This is a genomic window from Streptomyces sp. NPDC030838 (assembly GCF_055572035.1).
In genome coordinates, this window is sequence record NZ_JBVIED010000011.1 from 221,945 (window position 1) to 242,066 (window position 20,122).

Below are 20,122 nucleotides of genomic sequence, written 5' to 3' on the forward strand. Positions count from 1 at the left end.
CCGAGCCGTTCTCCGACGTCACCGGACCTCTTGACACCCACCTGCACGGCAGGCACATTGAGTTGCGCAACCTGAATCACGTTGCGCACAAAGCAACTCAATCGGAGGTGCGGCGATGGCGGGACCGCGTGTGGTCATCATCGGAGCGGGAGTCGTCGGCGCGGCGCTCGCGGACGAGATCTCGGCGCGGGGCTGGACCGAGGTGACCGTGGTCGACCAGGGGCCGCTCCCGGCCACCGGGGGTTCGACCTCGCACGCCCCCGGCCTGGTCTTCCAGACCAACTCCTCGAAGACCATGACCGAGCTGGCCCGCTACACGGTCGAGAAGTTCTGCTCCCTCGACGTCGACGGCAAGCCCTGCTTCCTCCAGGTCGGCGGCCTCGAAGTGGCGACCACGCCGGAGCGCCTCGCGGAACTGCACCGCCGCCACGGCTGGATCACCGCCTGGGGCATCGAGTCCCGGATCCTGACCGCCGACGAGTGCGTGGAACAGCACCCGCTGGTCGACCGCGACAAGGTCCTCGGCGGCCTCCTCGTCCCGACCGACGGCCTCGCCAAGGCCGTCCTCGCCGTCGAGGCCCAGATCCGCCGGGCCACCGAGCGCGGCGTGCGCTTCCTGGCCCGCCACGAGGTCCTCGACGTGCTGCAGGCCGACGGCGAGGTGACGGGTGTCCGCACCGACCAGGGCGATCTGGAAGCCGACATCGTCGTGTGCTGCGCCGGCATCTGGGGCCCGAAGATCGCCCGCATGGTCGGCATGAACCTCCCGCTCACGCCGCTCGCCCACCAGCTCGCCTGGACCGGCCCGATCCCGGCGCTCGCCGGCCAGACCGAGGAGGCGGTCCGCCCGATCCTGCGCCACCAGGACGCCGACCTCTACTACCGCGACCGCTTCGACGGCCTGGGCATCGGCTACTACGGCCACCGCCCGATGCCGATCTCCGCCGACGACATCCTCTCCGTGGACGAGGCCGACGAGATGCCCTCGGTCCTGAAGTTCACCGAGGAGGACTTCGAGGACGCCTGGACCGAGACCCAGTCCCTCCTCCCCGCCACCAAGGAGGCGAAGGTCGAGGAGGGCATCAACGGACTGTTCTCCTTCACCACCGACAACTTCCCCCTGCTGGGCGAGTCCCCGGACGTCAAGGGCTTCTGGGTCGCCGAGGCCGTGTGGGTCACCCACTCCGCGGGCGTCGGCCGGGCGATGGCCGAATGGCTGGTCGACGGCCACTGCTCGTCCTTCGACCTGCACGAGTGCGACGTCAACCGCTTCGAGCCGCACCAGCTGTCCCCGGAGTACGTCCTGGCCCGCGACTGCCAGAACTTCGTCGAGGTCTACGACATCCTCCACCCCCTCCAGCCGTCCGGCGACCCGCGCCCGATCCGCACCAGCCCCTTCCACGCCCGCCAGCAGGAGCACGGCGCCTTCTTCCTGGAGGCGAACGGCTGGGAGCGCCCGCAGTGGTACGAGGCCAACGCGAAGCTGGTCGAGGGCCGTTCCATCCCCACCCCCAACGACTGGGCCGCCCAGTTCTGGTCGCCCATCGTCGGCGCCGAGGCGCAGGCCACCCGCGAGACCGTCGCGATGTACGACATGACGGCCCTCAAGCGCCTGGAGGTGAGCGGCCCCGGCTCCGCCGAGTTCCTGGAGCGGCTGTGCACCGGCAAGGTCGCCAAGTCCGTCGGCTCGGTGACATACACCCTGCTCCTCGACCACGACGGCGGCATCCGCAGCGACATCACCGTCGCCCGCCTCGCCCGCGACCTCTTCCAGGTCGGCGCCAACGGCAACCTCGACCTCGACTGGTTCAGCCGCCACCTCCCCGCCGACGGCACGGTCCAGATCCGCGACATCACGCCGGGCACCTGCTGCATCGGCCTGTGGGGCCCGCTGGCCCGCAAGGTCCTGCAGCCCCTGACGGACGAGGACTTCTCCAACGACGGCCTGAAGTACTTCCGCGCCAAGCGCGCCTACATCGGCAGCGTCCCGGTGACCGCGATGCGGCTGTCGTACGTCGGTGAACTCGGCTGGGAGCTGTACACCACCGCCGACCAGGGCCAGAAGCTGTGGGACACCCTGTGGCAGGCGGCGGGGCCCCTCGGCGGCGTCATCGCCGGCCGCGGCGCCTTCAACAGCCTCCGCCTGGAGAAGGGGTACCGCTCCTTCGGCACCGACATGACCTACGAGCACGACCCCTACGAGGCGGGCGTCGGCTTCGCCGTCAAGCTCGACAAGGACGACTTCATCGGCAAGGCCGCACTGGAGCGCCGCAAGGAGAACGTACGGCGCAGGCTGACCTGCCTCACCATCGACGACCCGCATGCGGTCGTCCTGGGCAAGGAGCCGGTGTACGACGGTGACCGAGCGGTCGGCTACGTCACCAGCGCCGCCTACGGCTACACCATCGACAAGGGCATTGCCTACGCCTGGCTCCCGGCCGAGCTGACCACCCCCGGCACGCTCCTGCAGATCGGCTACTTCGACCAGCGCATCGAGGCCGTCGTCGCCGAGGAGCCCCTGTTCGACCCCACCATGTCCCGCCTCCGTGGCTGACCGAGGGAAGACGATGACTGCGCAGACACTCGACGGCAAGGCGACCGCCGCCGACATCCGCCGCGAACTCGCGGAGCGGGTCGCCAAGTTGACGGCCACCAACGGCCGCCCGCCGGGCCTCGGCACGGTCCTGGTCGGCGACGACCCGGGCAGCCATGCCTACGTCGCCGGCAAGCACCGCGACTGCGCCCAGGTCGGCATCGCCTCCATCCGCCGGGACCTGCCGGCCGACGCGTCGCAGCAGCAGGTCGAGGAGACGATCGACGAGCTCAACGCCGACCCGGCCTGCACCGGCTACATCGTCCAGCTCCCGCTCCCGCGCCACCTGGACGCGGGCGCCGTACTGGAACGCATGGACCCGGCCAAGGACGCCGACGGCCTGCACCCCGTCAACCTCGGCCGGCTCACCCTGGGCGTCGAGGCACCGCTGCCGTGCACCCCGCGCGGCATCGTCGAACTGCTCCGCCGCCACGACGTACCGCTCGCGGGAGCCCGCGTCTGCGTGATCGGCCGGGGCATCACGGTAGGCCGCCCGATCGGCCTCCTCCTCACCCGCCGCTCCGAGAACGCCACCGTGACCCTGTGCCACACCGGTACCAAGGGCCTGGCCTGGCACGTACGCGAGGCGGACATCGTCATCGCCGCCGCCGGCTCGCCGGGACTCGTCACCAAGGACATGCTGCGCCCCGGCGCCGTGGTCCTGGACGTCGGCATCACCCGCACCGACCAGGGCCTGGTCGGCGACATCCACCCGGACGCCGCCCAGGTCGCCGGATGGATCGCGCCCATGCCCGGCGGTGTGGGCCCCATGACCCGAGCGATGTTGCTCGCCAACGTCGTCGAGGCCGCCGAGAGGAACGCGACCACCGTATGAACCTGTCCCTGCCCCACGACGGAGACGTCCGATGAGCCCCCGCACCCCCGGCGCCGAACTCCCCGACCACCCCGACTTCCTGTGGCGTAATCCCGAGCCCAAGCGATCGTATGACGTAGTGATCGTCGGCGGCGGCGGACACGGCCTGGCCACCGCCCACTACCTCGCGAAGAACCACGGCATCACCAATGTCGCGGTCCTGGAGAAGGGCTGGCTCGCGGGCGGCAACATGGCCCGCAACACCACGATCATCCGCTCCAACTACCTGTGGGACGAGAGCGCCGGCATCTACGAGCACGCCCTCAAGCTCTGGGAAGGCCTGGCGGAGGAGCTGGACTACCCGATCCTGTTCTCCCAGCGAGGCGTGCTGAACCTGGCCCACAGCCTCCAGGACGTCCGCGACAGTGTGCGCCGCGTGGAGGCGAACCGCCTCAACGGTGTGGACGCGGAGTGGCTCGACGCCGAGGGTGTCAAGGAAGTCTGCCCGATCGTCAACATCTCGCAGGACGTGCGCTACCCGGTCCTGGGCGCCACGTACCAGCCTCGCGCGGGTATCGCCAAGCACGACTACGTCGCCTGGGGCCTGGCCCGCTCGGCGGACGCCGCCGGCATCGACATCATCCAGAACTGCGAGGTCACCGGCCTCGACGTCGTCGGCAACCGCGTCGTCGGAGTCCAGACCAGCCTCGGCCCCATCGCGGCCGGCAAGGTGGCACTCTGCTCGGCGGGCCACACCTCGGTCCTCGCCGCCATGGCGGGCATCGAACTCCCCGTCCAGAGCCACCCGTTGCAGGCCCTGGTCTCGGAACTGCTGGAGCCGGTGCACCCGACGGTCGTCATGTCCAACGCCGTCCACGTGTACGTCAGCCAGGCCCACAAGGGCGAGCTGGTAATGGGCGCGGGCATCGACGCGTACAACTCGTACACCCAGCGCGGCGCGTTCCACATCATCCAAGAGCAGATGTCGGCGGCCCTGGAGCTGTTCCCGGTGTTCGCCCGCGCCCATGTGCTGCGCACCTGGGGCGGCATCGTCGACGTCAGCCCCGACGCCTCACCGATCATCGGTCTCAGCCCCGTCGACAACCTCTACCTCAACTGCGGCTGGGGAACGGGCGGCTTCAAGGCCACCCCCGGCGTCGGCTGGGTCTACGCCCACACCATCGCCCACGACACCCCGCACGCCCTCAACGCCCCCTTCTCGCTCGACCGTTTCACCACCGGCGCGCTCGTCGACGAGCACGGCGCGGCCGCGGTGGCCCACTAGGGAGCCGAACCCATGCTGCTCATCCCCTGCCCGTGGTGCGGGCCCCGCGACGAGGCCGAGTTCCACTACGGCGGCCAGGCCCACGTCCCGTATCCGGAGGACCCGGCCTCCCTCTCCGACGAGGAGTGGGCCCGCTACCTGTTCTTCCGCGACAACCCGAAGGGCCCCTTCGCCGAGCGCTGGAGCCACGCGGCGGGCTGCCGCCGCTGGTTCAACGCGGTACGGGACACGTCGACGAACCAGATCCTGGCGGTGTACAGGACGGGAGACGAACGCCCGGCGACTCTTGAGCCGAGGCCGGTGTTTTCAGCGGGGTCTGGGGCGGCAGCCCCAGAGGGCGAAGCCCCCGCCGCGGTCGAAGGGGCGGAGCCCCTTCAGGATGGGACGGGTAGGGGCGGCGGGGGCGAGACACAGCCGTTCCGCCACGCGACCCGCGGCCGAATCGACCGCGACACCCCCCTCACCTTCACCTTCGACGGCACCGAATACCTCGGCTTCCGAGGCGACACCCTCGCTTCCGCCCTCCTCGCCAACGGCGTCATGCAGGCCGGCACCAGCATCAAGCTGGGCCGCCCCCGAGGCATCTTCTCCGCCGGCGTCGAAGAACCCAACGCGGTCATCCAGATCGAGGAACCCTTCCCCGAGCCGATGCTCCCCGCGACAACCGTCGAGCTGTACGACGGCCTGGTCGCGACCAGCCTCCCCGGCCAGGGCCGCCTCGCCACGGAGCCGGACCCGGCCCGCTACGACGCCGTACACGCCCACTGCGACCTGCTGATCGTGGGCGCCGGCCCGGCCGGCCTCGCGGCAGCGGCCGCGGCAGCGAACAGCGGCGCCCGCGTCATCCTCGCCGACGACCAGCCGGAACCCGGCGGCAGCCTCCTCGGCACGGCCGAACACCTCGACTGGGTACGGGAGGTGACCGAGCAGCTCGACGCCGCCCCCGAGGTCCGCGTCCTGCCCCGCACCACCGTCTTCGGCTACTACGACGACAACCACCTCCTCGCCGTCGAACGCCGCACCAACCACCTCGGCGCCGACGCCCCCGAGAACGTCTCCCGCGAACGCGTCTGGCGCATCCGCGCGCGCCGCGTCGTCCTCGCCACCGGCGCCCACGAGCGCTCGCTGGCCTTCGCGGACAACGACCGCCCCGGCGTGATGCTGGCCTCCTCGGCCCGCACCCACGTCAACCGCCACGGCGCCCTGCCCGGCCGCCACGCGGTCGTCTTCACGACCAACGACAGCGCGTACGCGGCGGCGCTGGACCTGGCCTCGGCCGGCCTCGCCATCACGGCGATCGTCGACACCCGCCCCGAACCGGGCGAGTGGGCCGATCGCGCGAGGGCGGCCGGCATCGAAGTCCTGCCCGGCCACGCCGTCACCGGCACGGAAGGCGACACGCGGCTCACCGCCGTGACCGTCGCGCCGTACGGGGAATCCGCGGGGCAGCGGCAGTTCGCCGCCGACCTGCTGCTGGTCTCCGGCGGCTGGAACCCGGTCGCGCACCTGTTCAGCCAGTCCGGCGGCAAACTCCGCTACGACGACACGCTCGGCTCCTTCGTCCCCGACACCTGCCGCCAGGCGGTCGAGGTCGTGGGCAGCGCGAGCGGCGTTCTCGACCCGGCCACGGTCCTGGCACAGGGCGCGGCCGCCGGCGCCCGCGCCGTCGAGGCCGAGGGCTACACGGCCGAAGCGCCCCGCCTCCCGCAAGTGGCCGCGCAGCCGCGGCACACGTCCCCCATGCACGTCCACGTCGTCCCGGGTGGCGCGGACGACGCCCCCCGTTTCGTCGACCTCCAGCGTGACGTCACCGTCGACGACCTGGCCCGTGCGACCGGCGCCGGCCTGCGCTCGGTCGAGCACACCAAGCGCTACACCACGGCCGGTACCGCCAACGACCAGGGCAAGACTTCCGGCGTCCTGGCCAGCGGCGTCGTCGCCGAACTGCTCGGCGTGGACATCTCGGCGCTCGGCACGACCACGTTCCGCCCGCCGTACACGCCGGTCTCGTTCGCCGCTCTCGCGGGCCGTGACCGGGGTGCGCTGAGCGATCCGGTCCGCACGACCGCCATCCACGAATGGCATGTCGCGCACGGCGCCCTGTTCGAGAACGTCGGTCAGTGGAAGCGGCCCTGGTACTACCCGCAGGACGGCGAGGACATGGAGGCCGCCGTACTGCGCGAGTGCCGGGCGACCCGCGAGAGCGTGGGCTTCATGGACGCCTCCACCCTCGGCAAGATCGATGTGCAGGGTCCGGACGCCGGCGTCTTCCTCGACCGGCTCTACACCAACATGATGAGCACCCTGAAGGTCGGCATGATCCGCTACGGCGTCATGTGCCGCCCGGACGGCATGGTCTTCGACGACGGCACGGTCATCCGCGTCGCCCAGGACCGCTTCCTGGTCACCACGACGACGGGCAACGCCGCCGCCGTACTCGACTGGATGGAGGAGTGGCTCCAGACCGAGTGGCCCGAGCTGAAGGTCCACTGCACCTCCGTGACCGAGCAGTGGGCCACGGTCGCCCTGGTCGGCCCGAAATCCCGTGCGGTCCTCGCGGCGCTCGCACCTCAACTGGTCGTCGCCAACGACGACTTCCCGTTCATGGCATGGCGCGAGACGACCGTCGCCGGCATCGAGGCCCGAGTCTGCCGGATCAGCTTCTCCGGCGAACTCGCCTACGAGATCAACGTCTCGCCCTGGCGGGCCCTCGCCCTGTGGGAAGCGGTGTACGAGGCCGGCGCCCCGTACGGCATCACCCCGTACGGCACCGAGACCATGCACGTCCTGCGCGCCGAGAAGGGCTACCCGATCATCGGCCAGGACACCGACGGCACCGTCACCCCTCAGGACCTCGGCATGAGCTGGGTGGTGTCGAAGAAGAAGCCGGACTTCATCGGCAAGCGCTCCTATGCCCGCGCCGACACGTCCCGCCCCGACCGCAAGCACCTGGTCGGCCTCCTCCCCGAGGACCCGGGCACCTTCCTCCCGGAGGGCACCCACCTGATCGCCGACAGTGTGCTGCCGACCCCGCCCGTACCCATGCTCGGCCACGTCACCTCCAGCTACCGCAGCGCCGCCCTCGGCCGGACCTTCGCGCTCGCCCTGATCAAGGGCGGCCGGGACCGCATCGGCGAGCGGCTGTACGCCCCCGTGGGCGACCAGCTGGTCCCGGTGACCGTCGCCGGCCCCGTCCTCTACGACCCCGAGGGAGCCCGCCGCGATGGCTGACACCGCCCTTACCGCCCAGCCCCGCAGCCCCCTGTCGCACGTCGCCGACCACCTGGCCGCCGCGACACGCACCTCCGGGGGCGCGGTCCGGCTGGCCGAACTCCCCTTCCTGGCCCAGCTCAACGTGCGCCTCGACGCCAAGGGAGCGGCGGCGGAAGCCGTCGGGCTCGCCCTGGACCTCCAACTGCCGCTCCAGCCGAACACCGTCGTACGCGCGGGGGAGTTGACCGCGCTGTGCCTCGGCCCTGACGAGTGGCTGCTGGTGGGACCGCCGGGGAGCGAGCGGGACCTGGAGAGCCGGATCCGTCAGGCCGCCGGGGACGAGTTCGTCTCCGTGATCGACGTCTCCGCGCAGCGCACCACGCTGCTGGTCACGGGCCCGCGCGCCCGTGACCTGCTGGCCCACGGCTGTCCGCTGGACCTGCACCCGCGGGCCTTCGGCGCCGGGCGCTGCGCCCAGACGACGCTGGGCCGCACACAGGTCGTCCTGGTCGCCCGGGACGATCCGAGGGCCGGGTTCTGGGTCCTGGTGCGCTCGACGTTCGCCGGCTATCTGGCGGACTGGTTGCTCGACGCGGCGACGGAATACGTCTGACGGAATACGTCCGAGTGACACGGGCGGGTTCGCCCGTCCTCCCTGTGGGAGCTCCGCCGAGGGGCTCCCACAGGGCTTTGCGCGGTACCTCATCGTCGTACGTTCGAAAGCTGGACTCCTGTGACCGTCACGGCTCACGCCACCACCTCTCCCCACCCGGGCACGCCCGGCATCCACCCGCACGGGCTGCCACGGCCCGGCCGGACGCTGGTCATGGGCGTCGTGAACGTCACCCCGGACTCGTTCTCGGACGGCGGGCTGTCGTTCGCCGCGGACGCGGCCGTCGCACATGGCCTCGCCCTGCTCGAACAAGGCGCGGACATCGTGGACGTGGGCGGCGAGTCGACCCGCCCCGGCGCGACGCGCCCGCCGGTGGAGGAGGAGCTGCGACGCGTCCTGCCCGTCGTCCGGGAACTCGCCGCGGCGGGCGCGATCGTGAGCGTCGACACCATGCGGGCCGAGGTCGCCGCCCGCGCCATGGACGCGGGCGCGCGGCTGGTCAACGACGTCTCAGGGGGGCTCGCCGACCCGGCGATGGTGCCGCTGATGGCCCGGGCGGGCATACCGTACGTGCTGATGCACTGGCGCGGGCACTCCGCCGGCATGCAGGCGAACGCCGTCTACAACCACGTCGTCACCGATGTACTCGACGAGCTGCGGCTGAGGATCGACGCGGCGCTGGGGGCGGGGATACGGCCGGACTGCCTGGTCGTCGACCCCGGGCTGGGCTTCGCCAAGACGCCCGACCACAACTGGGAGCTGCTGGGCCGTCTCGGGGACGTCATGGCCCTGGGGCACGCCGTCCTCGTGGGCGCGTCACGCAAGTCGTTCCTGGGCAGCCTGCTGGCGGACCGGACGACGGGAGAACCCCGCCCCGCGCGGCTGCGGGACGCCGCGACGACCGCTGTGTCCGTGCTCGCCGCGGCACAGGGCGCCTGGTGCCTGCGCGTGCACGACGTCGCCTCGACGGCCGACGCGGTACGTGTGACAGCGCGCTGGGGCGTTGAGGCGGCGTCGGCGCGGTCGCCGCTGAGCTGAGCGCGCTGAACGCCGCTGGGCCGGGCGACCCTGAGGGGGGCCTCAGCCCAGATAGCCCATCCTGCGGCTGATCTCCTGCGCGCCGCCGATCAGCGCGGGGGCCAGCTCGTGCATGCGTTCCTCGGTGAAGCGGTACGCGGGGCCGGAGGCGCTGAGCGCGGCGATGACCTCGCCGTCGCGGGAACGGATCGGGGCCGCCATGGCGTGCAGACCGATCTCCAGCTCCTCCAGCGTCACCGCGTACCCGCGCTCCCGCGCCTCGGCGAGGTTCTTCTCCAGCTTCGTCCTGGCCGTCAGGGTGTGCGGTGTCAGCTTCCGCAGTCCGGACTCCGCGAGCACGTCGGCGCGCTCCTTCTCCGGCAGATGGGCCAGCAGGATCTTGCCGCTCGACGTGGCGTGGAGCGGGGTGAGCTGGCCGACCCAGTTGTGGGTGCCGACGGCGCCCGGGCCGCGTACCTGGTACAGGTTGACGGCGTAGTGCTCCTGCAGGACGGCGATGTTGACGGTCTCGCCGATCTCCTCGCTGAGCCGCTCGCACACCGGGCGGCCCTGCTGGGTGATGTCGAGGCGGCCGGTGACCGCGCCGGCCAGGCGGACGATGCCGAAGCCCAGCCGGTACTTCCCCCGCTCCGCCGTCTGCTCGACCAGGCCACGCGCTTCCAGAGCCCCGAGCAGACGGAAAGCGGTCGACTTGTGGACGTCGATCTCGGCGGCCACCTCGCTGACGCCCGCCTCGCCGCGCTGGGCGAGGATCTCCAGGACGCTGACGGCGCGGTCGACGGACTGCACACCGTTCACCGCGGGGCTCGCTGTTTCGCTATCTGCGGTGTAGTTGCTCATAGCGCAACTATATGCGTGGGCCTCCAAGAGGCTCCACCGGATCCCGCGGGGCCGTGGGGGCCGGCCGGGGCCGTGGAGGGCGGCGCGGGACGGCCGGAGCCGGCCGCCCGCATGGTCGCACGGCCCGCCTCGTCAGCGGAAGACCACTGTGCAGTTCCCGTTCACCAGCACCCGGCTCTCGCTGTGCCACTCGACGGCGCGGGCGAGTACCTGTGCCTCGACGTCGCGGCCGATGGTGACCAGCTCGTCGGGGTCGTGCGAGTGGTCCACGCGGACGACGTCCTGCTCGATGATCGGGCCTTCGTCGAGGTCGGGCGTGACGTAGTGCGCCGTGGCCCCGACGAGCTTCACACCGCGCTCGTGCGCCTGGACGTACGGCCGGGCGCCCTTGAAGCTCGGCAGGAACGAGTGGTGGATGTTGATGGCCTTGCCGTCGAGCTGCTTGCACAGGTCGTCGGAGAGGATCTGCATGTAGCGGGCCAGTACCACCAGGTCGACGTTCAGCTCGCGCACCAGCTCCAGCAGCCGCGCCTCGGCCTGGGCCTTGGTGTCCTTGGTCACCGGAATGTGGTGGAAGGGGATGCCGTAGCTCTGCGCCAGCGGCTCGAAGTCGCGGTGGTTGGAGACGATCGCGGGGATCTCGATGTTGAGCGCGCCCGTGGACTTGCGGAACAGCAGGTCGTTCAGGCAGTGGCCGAACTTCGACACCATGATCAGCGTGCGCGTCGGGGTCGACGCGTCGTGCAGCTGCCAGGTGATGCCGTACGCCTGGCCGACCGGGCCGAAGCCGGTGCGCAGGTCCTCCAGGGAGATGCCGGGGTCCGAGACATCGAAGTGCACCCGCATGAAGAAGCGGTTTTGCAACCGGTCGTCGAACTGCTGGCTCTCCAGGATGTTGCCGGAGTGGCTCACGAGAAAGGTGGTCACTGCGTGGACGAGGCCGGCCTGGTCGGGGCAGGAAAGGGTGAGGATGAACTCACGGCCGGGCTGCGGTCGAGGAGACATGCCTTCCTCCGTCGGTCGGTGGTGCAAATTGCGCAACATTGTGAGCTATGCGCAACATGATTGGATGGGGGTCGCCGGGTGGTCAAGAGGTGGTCCGGCGGAAGTGGCCCAGGCGCTCCGAGATCTTCTCGGCGGCCGCCCGCACCACGGCGGAGACCTCCGGCAGCCGCTGCTCGGTCAGCCGGAAGGACGGCCCGGCGGCGCTGAGGGCCGCCATCACCTCTCCGTTGAAGGTGAGGACCGGAGCCGCCACCGCGTTCAGACCTTCCTCGAGCTCTTCGACGCTGTAGGCGCAGCCGTCCGCGCGAGCGCGCTTCAACTGCTCCCGGAGGGTGCCGGGGTCGGTGACGGTGTGCGGTGTATAGCTCTTCAGCGGGCCCCTGAGTCTGCTCGCGAGCTCGGGCTCGGGCAGGTGGGCCAGCAGGATCTTGCCGCTGGACGTCGCGTGCAGCGGCGTACGCCGGCCCAGCCAGTTGTGGGTGGTGATGGCCGAGGGGCCGAGCACCTGGTCGATGTTGATGGCGGCGTCGCGGTCGAGGATGGCCAGGTTGATGGTCTCCGCGACCTGGTCCGCCAGCTGCTCGCACACCCGGCGGCTCTGCTGGGAGAGGTCCAGCCGGACCGTGGCGGCGCCGGCCAGACGGATCAGGCCGAGGCCGAGCCGGTACTTGCCCCGGTCCTCCGTCTGTTCGATGAGTCCGCGCACTTCCAGGGCCGTCGCCAGCCGCGACGCGGTGGACTTGTGCACGCCGAGTGCGGCGGCCATGTCCGTGACGCCTGCTTCCTCGTGGCTGCCGAGGAACTCAAGAATGCTCACGGCCCGGTCGACCGACTGCACGGGTGACTCCGGCTGGTGCGAGTGCTCCGGCTGGTAGAAGGCGTCTGCCATTACGTGACCTCGCACACAACGGTCCCCTGTGGACGTCTACTTGTAGATGACGAAGACCTTGCGCAGCGTCTCGTGGATCGTCCACGTGCCCTGCCGGCCGATGGGGAACACGGCGGTGGTGCCGGGGCCGACTTCGGTCGTCGTGCCGTCCTTCTCCTCGCAGGTCATGCGTCCGGAGAGCATGTGGATGATCTCCCCGCGGTCGGCGAAGTCCCAGGCCGACTCCCCGGGGTCGCGCTCCCAGGTGCCGCTGACGATCCGATCGTCCTCCAACTCGGCGGAGGACAGTGAACCGGCGTTCAAGCTGATCGTCATGGTGTCAAGTCCGATCTTTCCCGGGGCTTGTGTGTCCAGCGTGGTGTTTCTCTATGCAGAACAGACATCGCAATGTGCAACATCATGCTGATGGAGTGAGGTGTCGTCAAGGGTGCGGGGGCGCCCGTGCGGTGAGGGCGCGGGGCGATGTCCGTGGAAGCCGTAAGAGGTTCAGCATCCCGTCTTGACGGCGACATGCGATCGATGTTCGGTTGCGTATGAGGAAGCGAGTTTTCTTCAGCGCAACATCCTCGCAGTCCCCCCGTCCCCCATTCCGGGAGATCAGATGTCCATCCGTGCCGTCGACGAGGCACCCCTGAACAAGTTCCACCGAAAACTCACCTGGGCCTGCGCCGGCGGCCCGTTCCTGGACGGTTATCTGCTCAGCATCATCGGCGTCGCGCTCATCGGCATGAGCAATGAGCTGAACCTGAGCACCGGGGACGAGAGCCTCATCGGTGCCGCGGCCCTGGTCGGCATCTTCGTGGGAGGTCTGTTCTTCGGCCCCGTCACCGACAAGCTCGGCCGCGAGGCGATGTACACCATCGACCTGGCGGTGCTGGTCGGCGGCTCGGTGTTGTCGGTGTTCGCCACCGAGACCTGGCAGTTCGTCGTGCTGCGCTTCGTGCTCGGTATGGCCATCGGTGCCGACTACCCGATCGCCACGTCCTTGCTGGCCGAGTGGGTGCCGAACAAACACCGGGGCCGACTGCTGGGCATCCTCATCCTGGCCTGGTACGTCGGTGCGGCGGCCGCCTATGTCGTCGGCTACGTGATGGCGGAGATCGCGGGCAACGGCTCCTGGCGGTGGATGCTCGCCTCGGGTGCCGTACTGAGCGCCCTGATCCTGCTCATGCGCATCGGTACGCCGGAGTCACCGCTGTGGCTGGTGAACAAGGGACGTACCGCCGACGCCCAGAAAGCGATCAAAAGGGCCCTCGATCGCACCGTCCCGGTCGAGGAACTGCTGGCGGCCTCGGCGGCCGAGCAGTCGGTGGAGCAAAGCAGGTTCCGTGACCTGTTCCAGGGCACCTATCTGCGGCGCACGCTGTTCTGCGGGCTGTTCTACATGTGTCAGATCACGCCGATGTTCGCCCTGTACACCTTCGGTCCCGCCATCCTGGGCTCCTTCGGGCTCGGGGAGGGCAACGAGAGCAACCTGGGCTCGGCACTGATCAGCGTCGTGTTCGTGCTGGGCTGTATCCCCGCGTTGCGGCTGGTGGACCGGGTGGGGCGTCGCCCCGTCATCGTGTGGTCGTTCGCCCTGATGGTGGTGCCGCTCGCGGTGCTCGGTGGCGGCAACGCACTCCCCATCGCGGTGGTCATCGTGTGCTTCTGCGCCTACGCCCTTCTGTCGGGCGGTCCCACGGTGCTGGAGTGGACGTATCCCAACGAGTTGTTCCCCACCGGTATCCGGGCCACCGCGGGAGGCGTGGCGACCTCGATCAGCCGTGTCGGCGCCGCTGCCGGCACGTATCTGCTGCCGATCTCCCTGGATCGGCTGGGTATCGGTACGACCATGCTGATCGGTGCCGGCATCACCGGGGTGGGCTGGCTGGTGTCGTTCGCGTGGGCCGAGGAGACGCGGGGCCGCACCCTGGCGGAGACCAGTGCCGTGCCGGGCTCCGCGCCGCCCCCGGCGGTGGGCGAGGACCGTCGCGGCAGCCTGCGCGAAAGCGGTCTCGGGCGTTGATGATCAGGTAGGTCACCGAACCGGGCGACATGCGGCCGGCCGGCCTCCTCGGAGGCCGGCCGGCCGCATGTCTGCGGGCTTCCGGCGCCGCATCCGTGGCTGTCCGGCGTCCGTTTTCGCCGGGATGGCAACTTCGCTCGGCCAACCCCTTGACAGTGGGTGTCCGCAGGGAGACAGTTTGGGTCGTTGCTTATAGCGAAGAAGGTTGCGCGATATGCAACCAATGGGCTCGGCGCCCTCCAGAGCTTCACCCGGTCCGGGTGAAGCCCTCTCCCTCCCCTGTCGATCGCTCCGGGGAGCGATCGACGTCCTCCCGCCATCCAGAACATCAGGCCGAAGATCTCGAAGATCGCATTCGGCCGTCCCTCGACGAGGAGATCGACCGTGACACACGAGGTACGCGCCGTCGTCGCCCGGAAGAAGGGCGCACCGGTCTCGGTGGAGACCGTCCTGGTGCCGGACCCCGGCCCCGGTGAGGCGCTGGTGCGGGTGCAGGCCTGCGGCGTCTGCCACACCGACTTGCACTACCGGGAGGGCGGGATCAACGACGAGTTCCCCTTCCTGCTCGGCCACGAGGCGGCCGGTTTCGTCGAGTCGGTCGGCGAGGGCGTCGCCGACGTCGCGCCCGGTGACTTCGTCGTCCTCAACTGGCGTGCCGTCTGCGGGGCTTGCCGGGCCTGTAGCAAGGGCAAGCCGTGGTACTGCTTCGCCACCCACAACGCCACCCAGCCGATGACCCTGGCCGACGGCACCCCGCTGTCCCCGGCCCTCGGCATCGGCGCCTTCGCCGAGAAGACCCTGGTGGCCGCCGGCCAGTGCACCAAGGTGGACCCGGCCGCCTCGCCCGCAGCGGCCGGCCTGCTCGGCTGCGGGGTGATGGCCGGGTTCGGTGCCGCGGTCAACACCGGCGGCGTGGGCCGCGGCGACTCGATCGCGGTGATCGGTTGCGGCGGCGTGGGCATGGCCGCGATCGCGGGCGCCAAGGTGGCCGGTGCGAGCCGGATCATCGCCGTGGACGTCGACGTGCGGAAACTGAAGTGGGCGGAGCGGTTCGGCGCGACCGACACCGTCGACTCCTCCCGGACCGACGCCGTCGAGGCGATCCGTGAACGCACCGGTGGCTTCGGCGCCGACGTCGTCGTGGACGCGGTCGGGCGCCCTGAGACCTTCAAACAGGCCTTCTACGCCCGCGACCTGGCGGGTACGGCCGTGCTGGTCGGCGTCCCCACCCCGGAGCTGACCCTCGCCCTGCCCCTGCTGGACGTCTTCGGCCGCGGCGGGGCGCTCAAGTCGTCCTGGTATGGCGACTGCCTGCCCTCCCGGGACTTCCCCGCCCTGATCGACCTCTACCTCCAGGGCCGCTTCGACCTGGGCGACTTCGTCACCGAGACGATCACCCTGGACGACGTGGAGGCCGCGTTCGCCAAGATGCACCACGGCGACGTCCTGCGCTCGGTCGTGGTCCTGTGACTGCCCGGATCGAACACCTCGTCACCTCCGGCACCTTCGAACTGGACGGCGGCAGCTGGGAGGTGGACAACAACGTCTGGCTGATCGGCAACGACGACGAGGTCCTGGTCATCGACGCCGCGCACGACGCCGACACCATCGCCGCCGCCGTCGGTGACCGGCGCCTGGTCGCCGTCGTGTGCACGCACTCCCACAACGACCACGTCAACGCCGCTCCGGCCCTGGCCGCCCGCTACGGTGCACCGATCCTGCTCCACCCGGCCGACGCCGTGCTGTGGAAGACGGTGCACGGCCTGCGGGTGCCCGACTTCTGGGAGCTGATCGACGGCGAGGACCTGACCGTGGCCGGCATCGAACTCCAGGTGCTGCACACGCCCGGCCACTCCCCGGGCTCCGTCTGCCTGTACGCGCCCGAACTGGACGCCCTGTTCTCCGGCGACACCCTCTTCCAGGGCGGCCCCGGAGCCACCGGCCGCTCCTTCTCCGACTTCGACACCATCATCGCCTCCATCCGCGACCGGCTGATCACGCTCCCCGCAGACACCACCGTCCACACCGGCCACGGCGCCACCACCTCCATCGGCGCCGAGGCACCCCATCTCGACGACTGGATCGCCCGCGGCCACTGACCGCCCGTCACCGCACTACGAACTGGAGGAAGACCATGGCGGCACAGCCGAAGGTGGTCATCATCGGCGCCGGCATCGTCGGATGCGCGCTCAGCGACGAACTGACCGCACGCGGCTGGACGGACGTCACCGTCCTGGAACAGGGCCCGCTCTTCGCCACGGGCGGCTCCACCTCGCACGCCCCCGGTCTGGTGTTCCAGACCAACGGCTCCAAGACGATGACCGAGTTCGCCCGGTACACGGTGGACAAGTACAGCGCGCTGACCCTGGACGGGCAGTGGTGCTTCAAACAGGTCGGCGGCCTGGAGGTGGCCACCAGCCCCGAGCGGCTGGCGGAGATCCAGCGCCGGCACGGCTGGCTGACCTCATGGGGAGTGGACAGCCGCCTTCTGACGCCCGAGGAGTCCGCCGTACTGCACCCCCTGCTGGACCCCGAGCGGATCCTCGGCGGCTTCCACATCCCCAGCGACGGCCTGGCCAAGGCGCTGCGGGCGAGCGAGGCCCAGGCCCGCCTGGCGACGGCCCGCGGAGCCCGGTTCCACGCCCACCACACGGTGACCGGGATCGAGACGAGAGGGGACCGGGTCAGCGCGGTCGTCACCGACCAGGGCACCTTCCCGGCGGACATCGTCGTCTCCTGCGCCGGCTTCTGGGGCCCGAGGATCGGCCGCATGGTCGGGCAGCCGGTGCCCCTGGTGCCCCTTGCTCACCAGTACGCCCGCACCACCGCACTCCCGGCCCTCGCCGGGCGCAACGACGAGCACACCGAGGCGTCCCTGCCGATCCTGCGCAACCAGGACGCCGGCCTCTACTACCGCGAACTTGTCGACCGCGTCGGCATCGGCTCCTACGCCCACCGCCCCATGCCCGTCAGCCTGGATGACGTGGCGCACCCGCGCGACGCCGTGATGCCGTCCTCACTGGAGTTCACCGAGGCCGACTTCGAGGGCGCCTGGGCCGACTCCCTCGCCCTGCTCCCGGCCCTGTCCGACGCGAAGGTCGAGGAGGGCTTCAACGGCATCTTCTCCTTCACCTCCGACGGCATGCCGCTGATGGGCGAGTCGCCCAAGGTGCAGGGTTTCTGGCTGGCGGAGGCCGTGTGGGTCACCCACTCGGCAGGCGTCGCCAAGGCCATGGCCGAGTGGCTGGTCGACGGCCGGCCCGCCACCGACGTCCACGAGTGCGACCTCAACCGCTTCGAGGAAGTCCAGCTGGCGCCGTCGTACGTCATGGAGCGCAGCTGCCAGAACTTCGCCGAGGTGTACGACATCCTGCACCCGCTGCAACCGGCGGAGCGCCCCCGCCCCCTGCGGACCAGCCCCTTCCACGCCCGGCAGGAGGCCCTCGGCGCGGTCTTCCTGGAGGGCGGCGGGTGGGAACGCCCGCACTGGTACGAGGCCAACGCCGGACTGCCCGAGGTGGCCCGCGTCCCCGGCCGCAACGCGTGGGCGTCCCACTACTGGTCGCCGATCGCCGGTGCCGAGGCCCTCGTCACCCGGGAGCGCGTGGCCCTGTACGACATGACCCCGCTGAAGCGGCTGGAGGTCACGGGCCCCGAAGCGCTCGCCTTCCTCCAGCGGCTGACCACCAACCAGCTCGACAAGCCGGTCGGCTCGGTCACCTACACCCTGCTGCTCGACGCCGACGGCGGCATCCGCAGCGACCTGACCATCGCCCGCCTGGAGACCGAGCGCTTCCAGATTGGTGCCAACGGCAACCTCGACCTGGACTGGCTGCGCCGGCGCCTGCCCGGCGACGGCTCGGTACAGGTACGGGACATCACCGCCGGCACCTGCTGCCTCGGCGTCTGGGGCCCGCTCGCCCGCGACCTCGTCCAGCCGCTCACCGACACCGACTTCTCGCACCAGGGCTTCGGCTACTTCAAGGCCAAGCAGGCCTACCTCGGCGACGTCCCGGTCACCGCCATGCGGCTGAGCTATGTCGGCGAGCTCGGCTGGGAGATCTACACCACCGCCGACCTCGGCGCCAGGCTGTGGGACACCCTGTGGGAGGCAGGGCAGGAGCTGGGGATCATCGCGGCCGGCCGCAGCGCCTTCAACAGCCTGCGCCTGGAGAAGGGGTACCGCTCCTGGGGCCATGACATGACCACCGAGCACAACCCCTACGAGGCCGGACTCGGCTTCGCCGTACGCCGCAACAAGGAGCGCTTCACCGGCAGGGCCGCGCTGGAGGGCATCGGCGACGAGACGGTCGCCCGCCGGCTCACACCGCTGGTCATCCAGGACGAGCAGTCCGTGGTGATGGGGCACGAACCGGTGTACGTGGACGGCCGCCCGGTCGGCTACGTGACCAGCGCCGCCTACGGCTACACCATCGGCGCACCCATCGCGTACGCCTGGCTGCCCGCCGAACACGCCGTCCCCGGAACCCCGGTGGAGATCGAGTACTTCGGCGCCAAGATCCCGGCCGTCACCACCGCCGAGCCCCTCTTCGACCCCGAGATGTCCCGCATCCGCCGCTGAACCGGTCCTGAGCACCGGCACCACCACACCCTCATCGGCAAGATTCCCAGGAGATGGACACATGGCCTCTTCGTACGACGTGATCGTCGTCGGCCTGGGCGGGATGGGCAGCGCGGCCGCCTATCACCTCGCCGCCCGCGGACAGCGCGTGCTCGGCCTGGAGCGCTTCGGCCCGGCCCACAACCTCGGCTCCAGTCACGGCGGATCCCGTATCTACCGGCAGGCCTACTTCGAAGACCCTGCCTACGTACCCCTGCTCCTGCGTGCCCACGAACTGTGGGAGAAGCTCGCCTCCGACTCAGGCCGCGAGGTCTTCACCGAGACCGGCGGTCTCATGATCGGCCGCGAGGACAGCGCCGCCTTCGCCGGCACCCTGCGCAGCGCCCACGAGTGGGGGCTGGACCACGAGGTCCTGGGCGCGGCCGACATCCGGCGCCGCTTCCCCACCTTCAACCCGGCGGCGGAAGACGTCGCCTTCCACGAGCGCAAGGCCGGCATCGCCCGGCCCGAGGCGACCGTCACCGCGCACCTGGATCTGGCCCGGGCCCACGGAGCCGACCTGCACTTCGCGGAAATGGTCCTCGGCTGGGAGGCCGACGGCCCGGGCGGCAAGGCCTGGGTGGTCACCGACCGCGGCGCCTACACCGCCGACCGGCTCGTCATCGCACCCGGGGCCTGGGCGCCCAGGCTCCTGACCGACCTCGGCGTGCGCGTGACGGTGGAGCGCCAGGTCATGTACTGGTTCCAGCCCGAGGGCGGCATCCGTCCGTTCAGCGCCGAACGGCACCCCGTCTACATCTGGGAGGACCCGGACGGCACCCAGATCTACGGCTTCCCCTCGCTGGACGGCCCCGACGGCGGTGCCAAGGTCGCCTTCTTCCGCAAGGGCGTCCCCAGCGACCCCGACCACCTCGACCGCCGGATCCACCCGGACGAGATCGCGGCCATGGCCGAGTACCTGCGGCCGCGCATCCCCAGCCTGCCCGGCCGCTTTCTCAAGGGCGCGGCCTGCATGTACGCCAACACGCCGGACGAGCACTTCGTCCTCGCCCACCATCCCGAGCATCCGCAGGTGATCGTGGCCTGCGGCTTCTCCGGCCACGGGTTCAAGTTCGTCCCCGTCATCGGCGAGATCCTCGCCGACCTGGCAACCGAAGGCACCACCGACCACCCCATCGCCCTGTTCGACCCCCGCCGCGTGCGCGTCTGAATCCTCCGAATCTGAATCTTCCGAAGGTGACA

Annotated in this window: 15 protein-coding genes; 11 read left to right on the forward strand and 4 right to left on the reverse strand. The window is 70.6% G+C overall.

Translation table 11 applies throughout. The features are described from left to right. The first annotated feature begins 115 nt into the window (after nt 1–115). The 6 genes from ACZ42A_RS26745 to folP all read left to right on the forward strand — a co-directional run bounded on the left by ACZ42A_RS26745 (nt 116) and on the right by folP (nt 9,556). Nucleotides 116–2,554, forward strand: a complete 2,439-nt coding sequence (locus ACZ42A_RS26745; protein ID WP_468529797.1) for a GcvT family protein — start codon at nt 116–118, stop codon at nt 2,552–2,554. A 13-nt stretch (nt 2,555–2,567) separates the two neighbouring features. After that, nucleotides 2,568–3,428 carry a bifunctional methylenetetrahydrofolate dehydrogenase/methenyltetrahydrofolate cyclohydrolase gene (locus tag ACZ42A_RS26750; protein ID WP_468529798.1) on the forward strand — a complete coding sequence of 287 codons (861 nt, stop codon included), beginning with the start codon at nt 2,568–2,570 and terminating at the stop codon, nt 3,426–3,428. 31 nt (nt 3,429–3,459) lie between these two features. Further along, nucleotides 3,460–4,692 (forward strand): sarcosine oxidase subunit beta family protein, encoded by a 1,233-nt coding sequence (locus tag ACZ42A_RS26755; protein ID WP_468529799.1) that lies wholly within the window; start codon nt 3,460–3,462, stop codon nt 4,690–4,692. Nucleotides 4,693–4,704: 12 nt separating this feature from the next. Next, entirely contained in the window at nt 4,705–7,923 is a 3,219-nt protein-coding gene (locus tag ACZ42A_RS26760; RefSeq protein WP_468529800.1) for a sarcosine oxidase subunit alpha family protein, read from the forward strand. Then, nucleotides 7,916–8,518, forward strand: coding sequence for a sarcosine oxidase subunit gamma (locus tag ACZ42A_RS26765; protein ID WP_468529801.1), 603 nt, complete (start codon nt 7,916–7,918; stop codon nt 8,516–8,518). Before ACZ42A_RS26760 ends, ACZ42A_RS26765 begins: the two co-directional genes overlap by 8 nt. Before the next feature lie 120 nt (nt 8,519–8,638). Next, on the forward strand, nt 8,639–9,556 hold the full coding sequence (gene folP / locus ACZ42A_RS26770) for a dihydropteroate synthase (protein ID WP_468529802.1): 918 nt from the start codon (nt 8,639–8,641) through the stop codon (nt 9,554–9,556). Nucleotides 9,557–9,598: 42 nt separating this feature from the next. Here the strand turns inward: folP and ACZ42A_RS26775 are convergent, their stop codons facing one another. The 4 genes from ACZ42A_RS26775 to ACZ42A_RS26790 all read right to left on the reverse strand — a co-directional run bounded on the left by ACZ42A_RS26775 (nt 9,599) and on the right by ACZ42A_RS26790 (nt 12,605). Further along, nucleotides 9,599–10,396, reverse strand: coding sequence for an IclR family transcriptional regulator (locus tag ACZ42A_RS26775; protein WP_468529803.1), 798 nt, complete (start codon nt 10,394–10,396; stop codon nt 9,599–9,601). A gap of 132 nt (nt 10,397–10,528) precedes the next feature. Beyond that, nucleotides 10,529–11,401: a formyltetrahydrofolate deformylase gene (purU, locus tag ACZ42A_RS26780; RefSeq protein ID WP_468529804.1), complete on the reverse strand. Its 873-nt coding sequence runs from the start codon at nt 11,399–11,401 to the stop codon at nt 10,529–10,531. 82 nt (nt 11,402–11,483) lie between these two features. Next, entirely contained in the window at nt 11,484–12,290 is an 807-nt protein-coding gene (locus ACZ42A_RS26785; protein ID WP_468529805.1) for an IclR family transcriptional regulator, read from the reverse strand. Between the two features lie 36 nt (nt 12,291–12,326). Continuing rightward, nucleotides 12,327–12,605: a cupin domain-containing protein gene (locus ACZ42A_RS26790; protein WP_468529806.1), complete on the reverse strand. Its 279-nt coding sequence runs from the start codon at nt 12,603–12,605 to the stop codon at nt 12,327–12,329. Nucleotides 12,606–12,891: 286 nt separating this feature from the next. Between ACZ42A_RS26790 and ACZ42A_RS26795 the strand changes: the two genes are divergently transcribed. From ACZ42A_RS26795 to solA, 5 genes are all read left to right on the forward strand, one after another. Continuing rightward, the gene (locus ACZ42A_RS26795) at nt 12,892–14,298 is read left to right on the forward strand and encodes an MFS transporter (protein WP_468529807.1); all 1,407 of its coding nucleotides are present in this window, start codon (nt 12,892–12,894) and stop codon (nt 14,296–14,298) included. Between the two features lie 384 nt (nt 14,299–14,682). Beyond that, entirely contained in the window at nt 14,683–15,768 is a 1,086-nt protein-coding gene (locus ACZ42A_RS26800; RefSeq protein WP_468529808.1) for an S-(hydroxymethyl)mycothiol dehydrogenase, read from the forward strand. Continuing rightward, a complete protein-coding gene (locus ACZ42A_RS26805; RefSeq protein ID WP_468529809.1) occupies nt 15,765–16,397 on the forward strand; it encodes an MBL fold metallo-hydrolase in 633 nt (210 codons plus the stop codon). The genes ACZ42A_RS26800 and ACZ42A_RS26805 overlap by 4 nt, the downstream gene beginning before the upstream one ends. Before the next feature lie 35 nt (nt 16,398–16,432). Then, nucleotides 16,433–18,880, forward strand: a complete 2,448-nt coding sequence (locus tag ACZ42A_RS26810; protein ID WP_468529810.1) for a GcvT family protein — start codon at nt 16,433–16,435, stop codon at nt 18,878–18,880. Nucleotides 18,881–18,941: 61 nt separating this feature from the next. Next, nucleotides 18,942–20,090 carry an N-methyl-L-tryptophan oxidase gene (solA, locus tag ACZ42A_RS26815; RefSeq protein WP_468529811.1) on the forward strand — a complete coding sequence of 383 codons (1,149 nt, stop codon included), beginning with the start codon at nt 18,942–18,944 and terminating at the stop codon, nt 20,088–20,090. Nucleotides 20,091–20,122 lie beyond the last annotated feature (32 nt).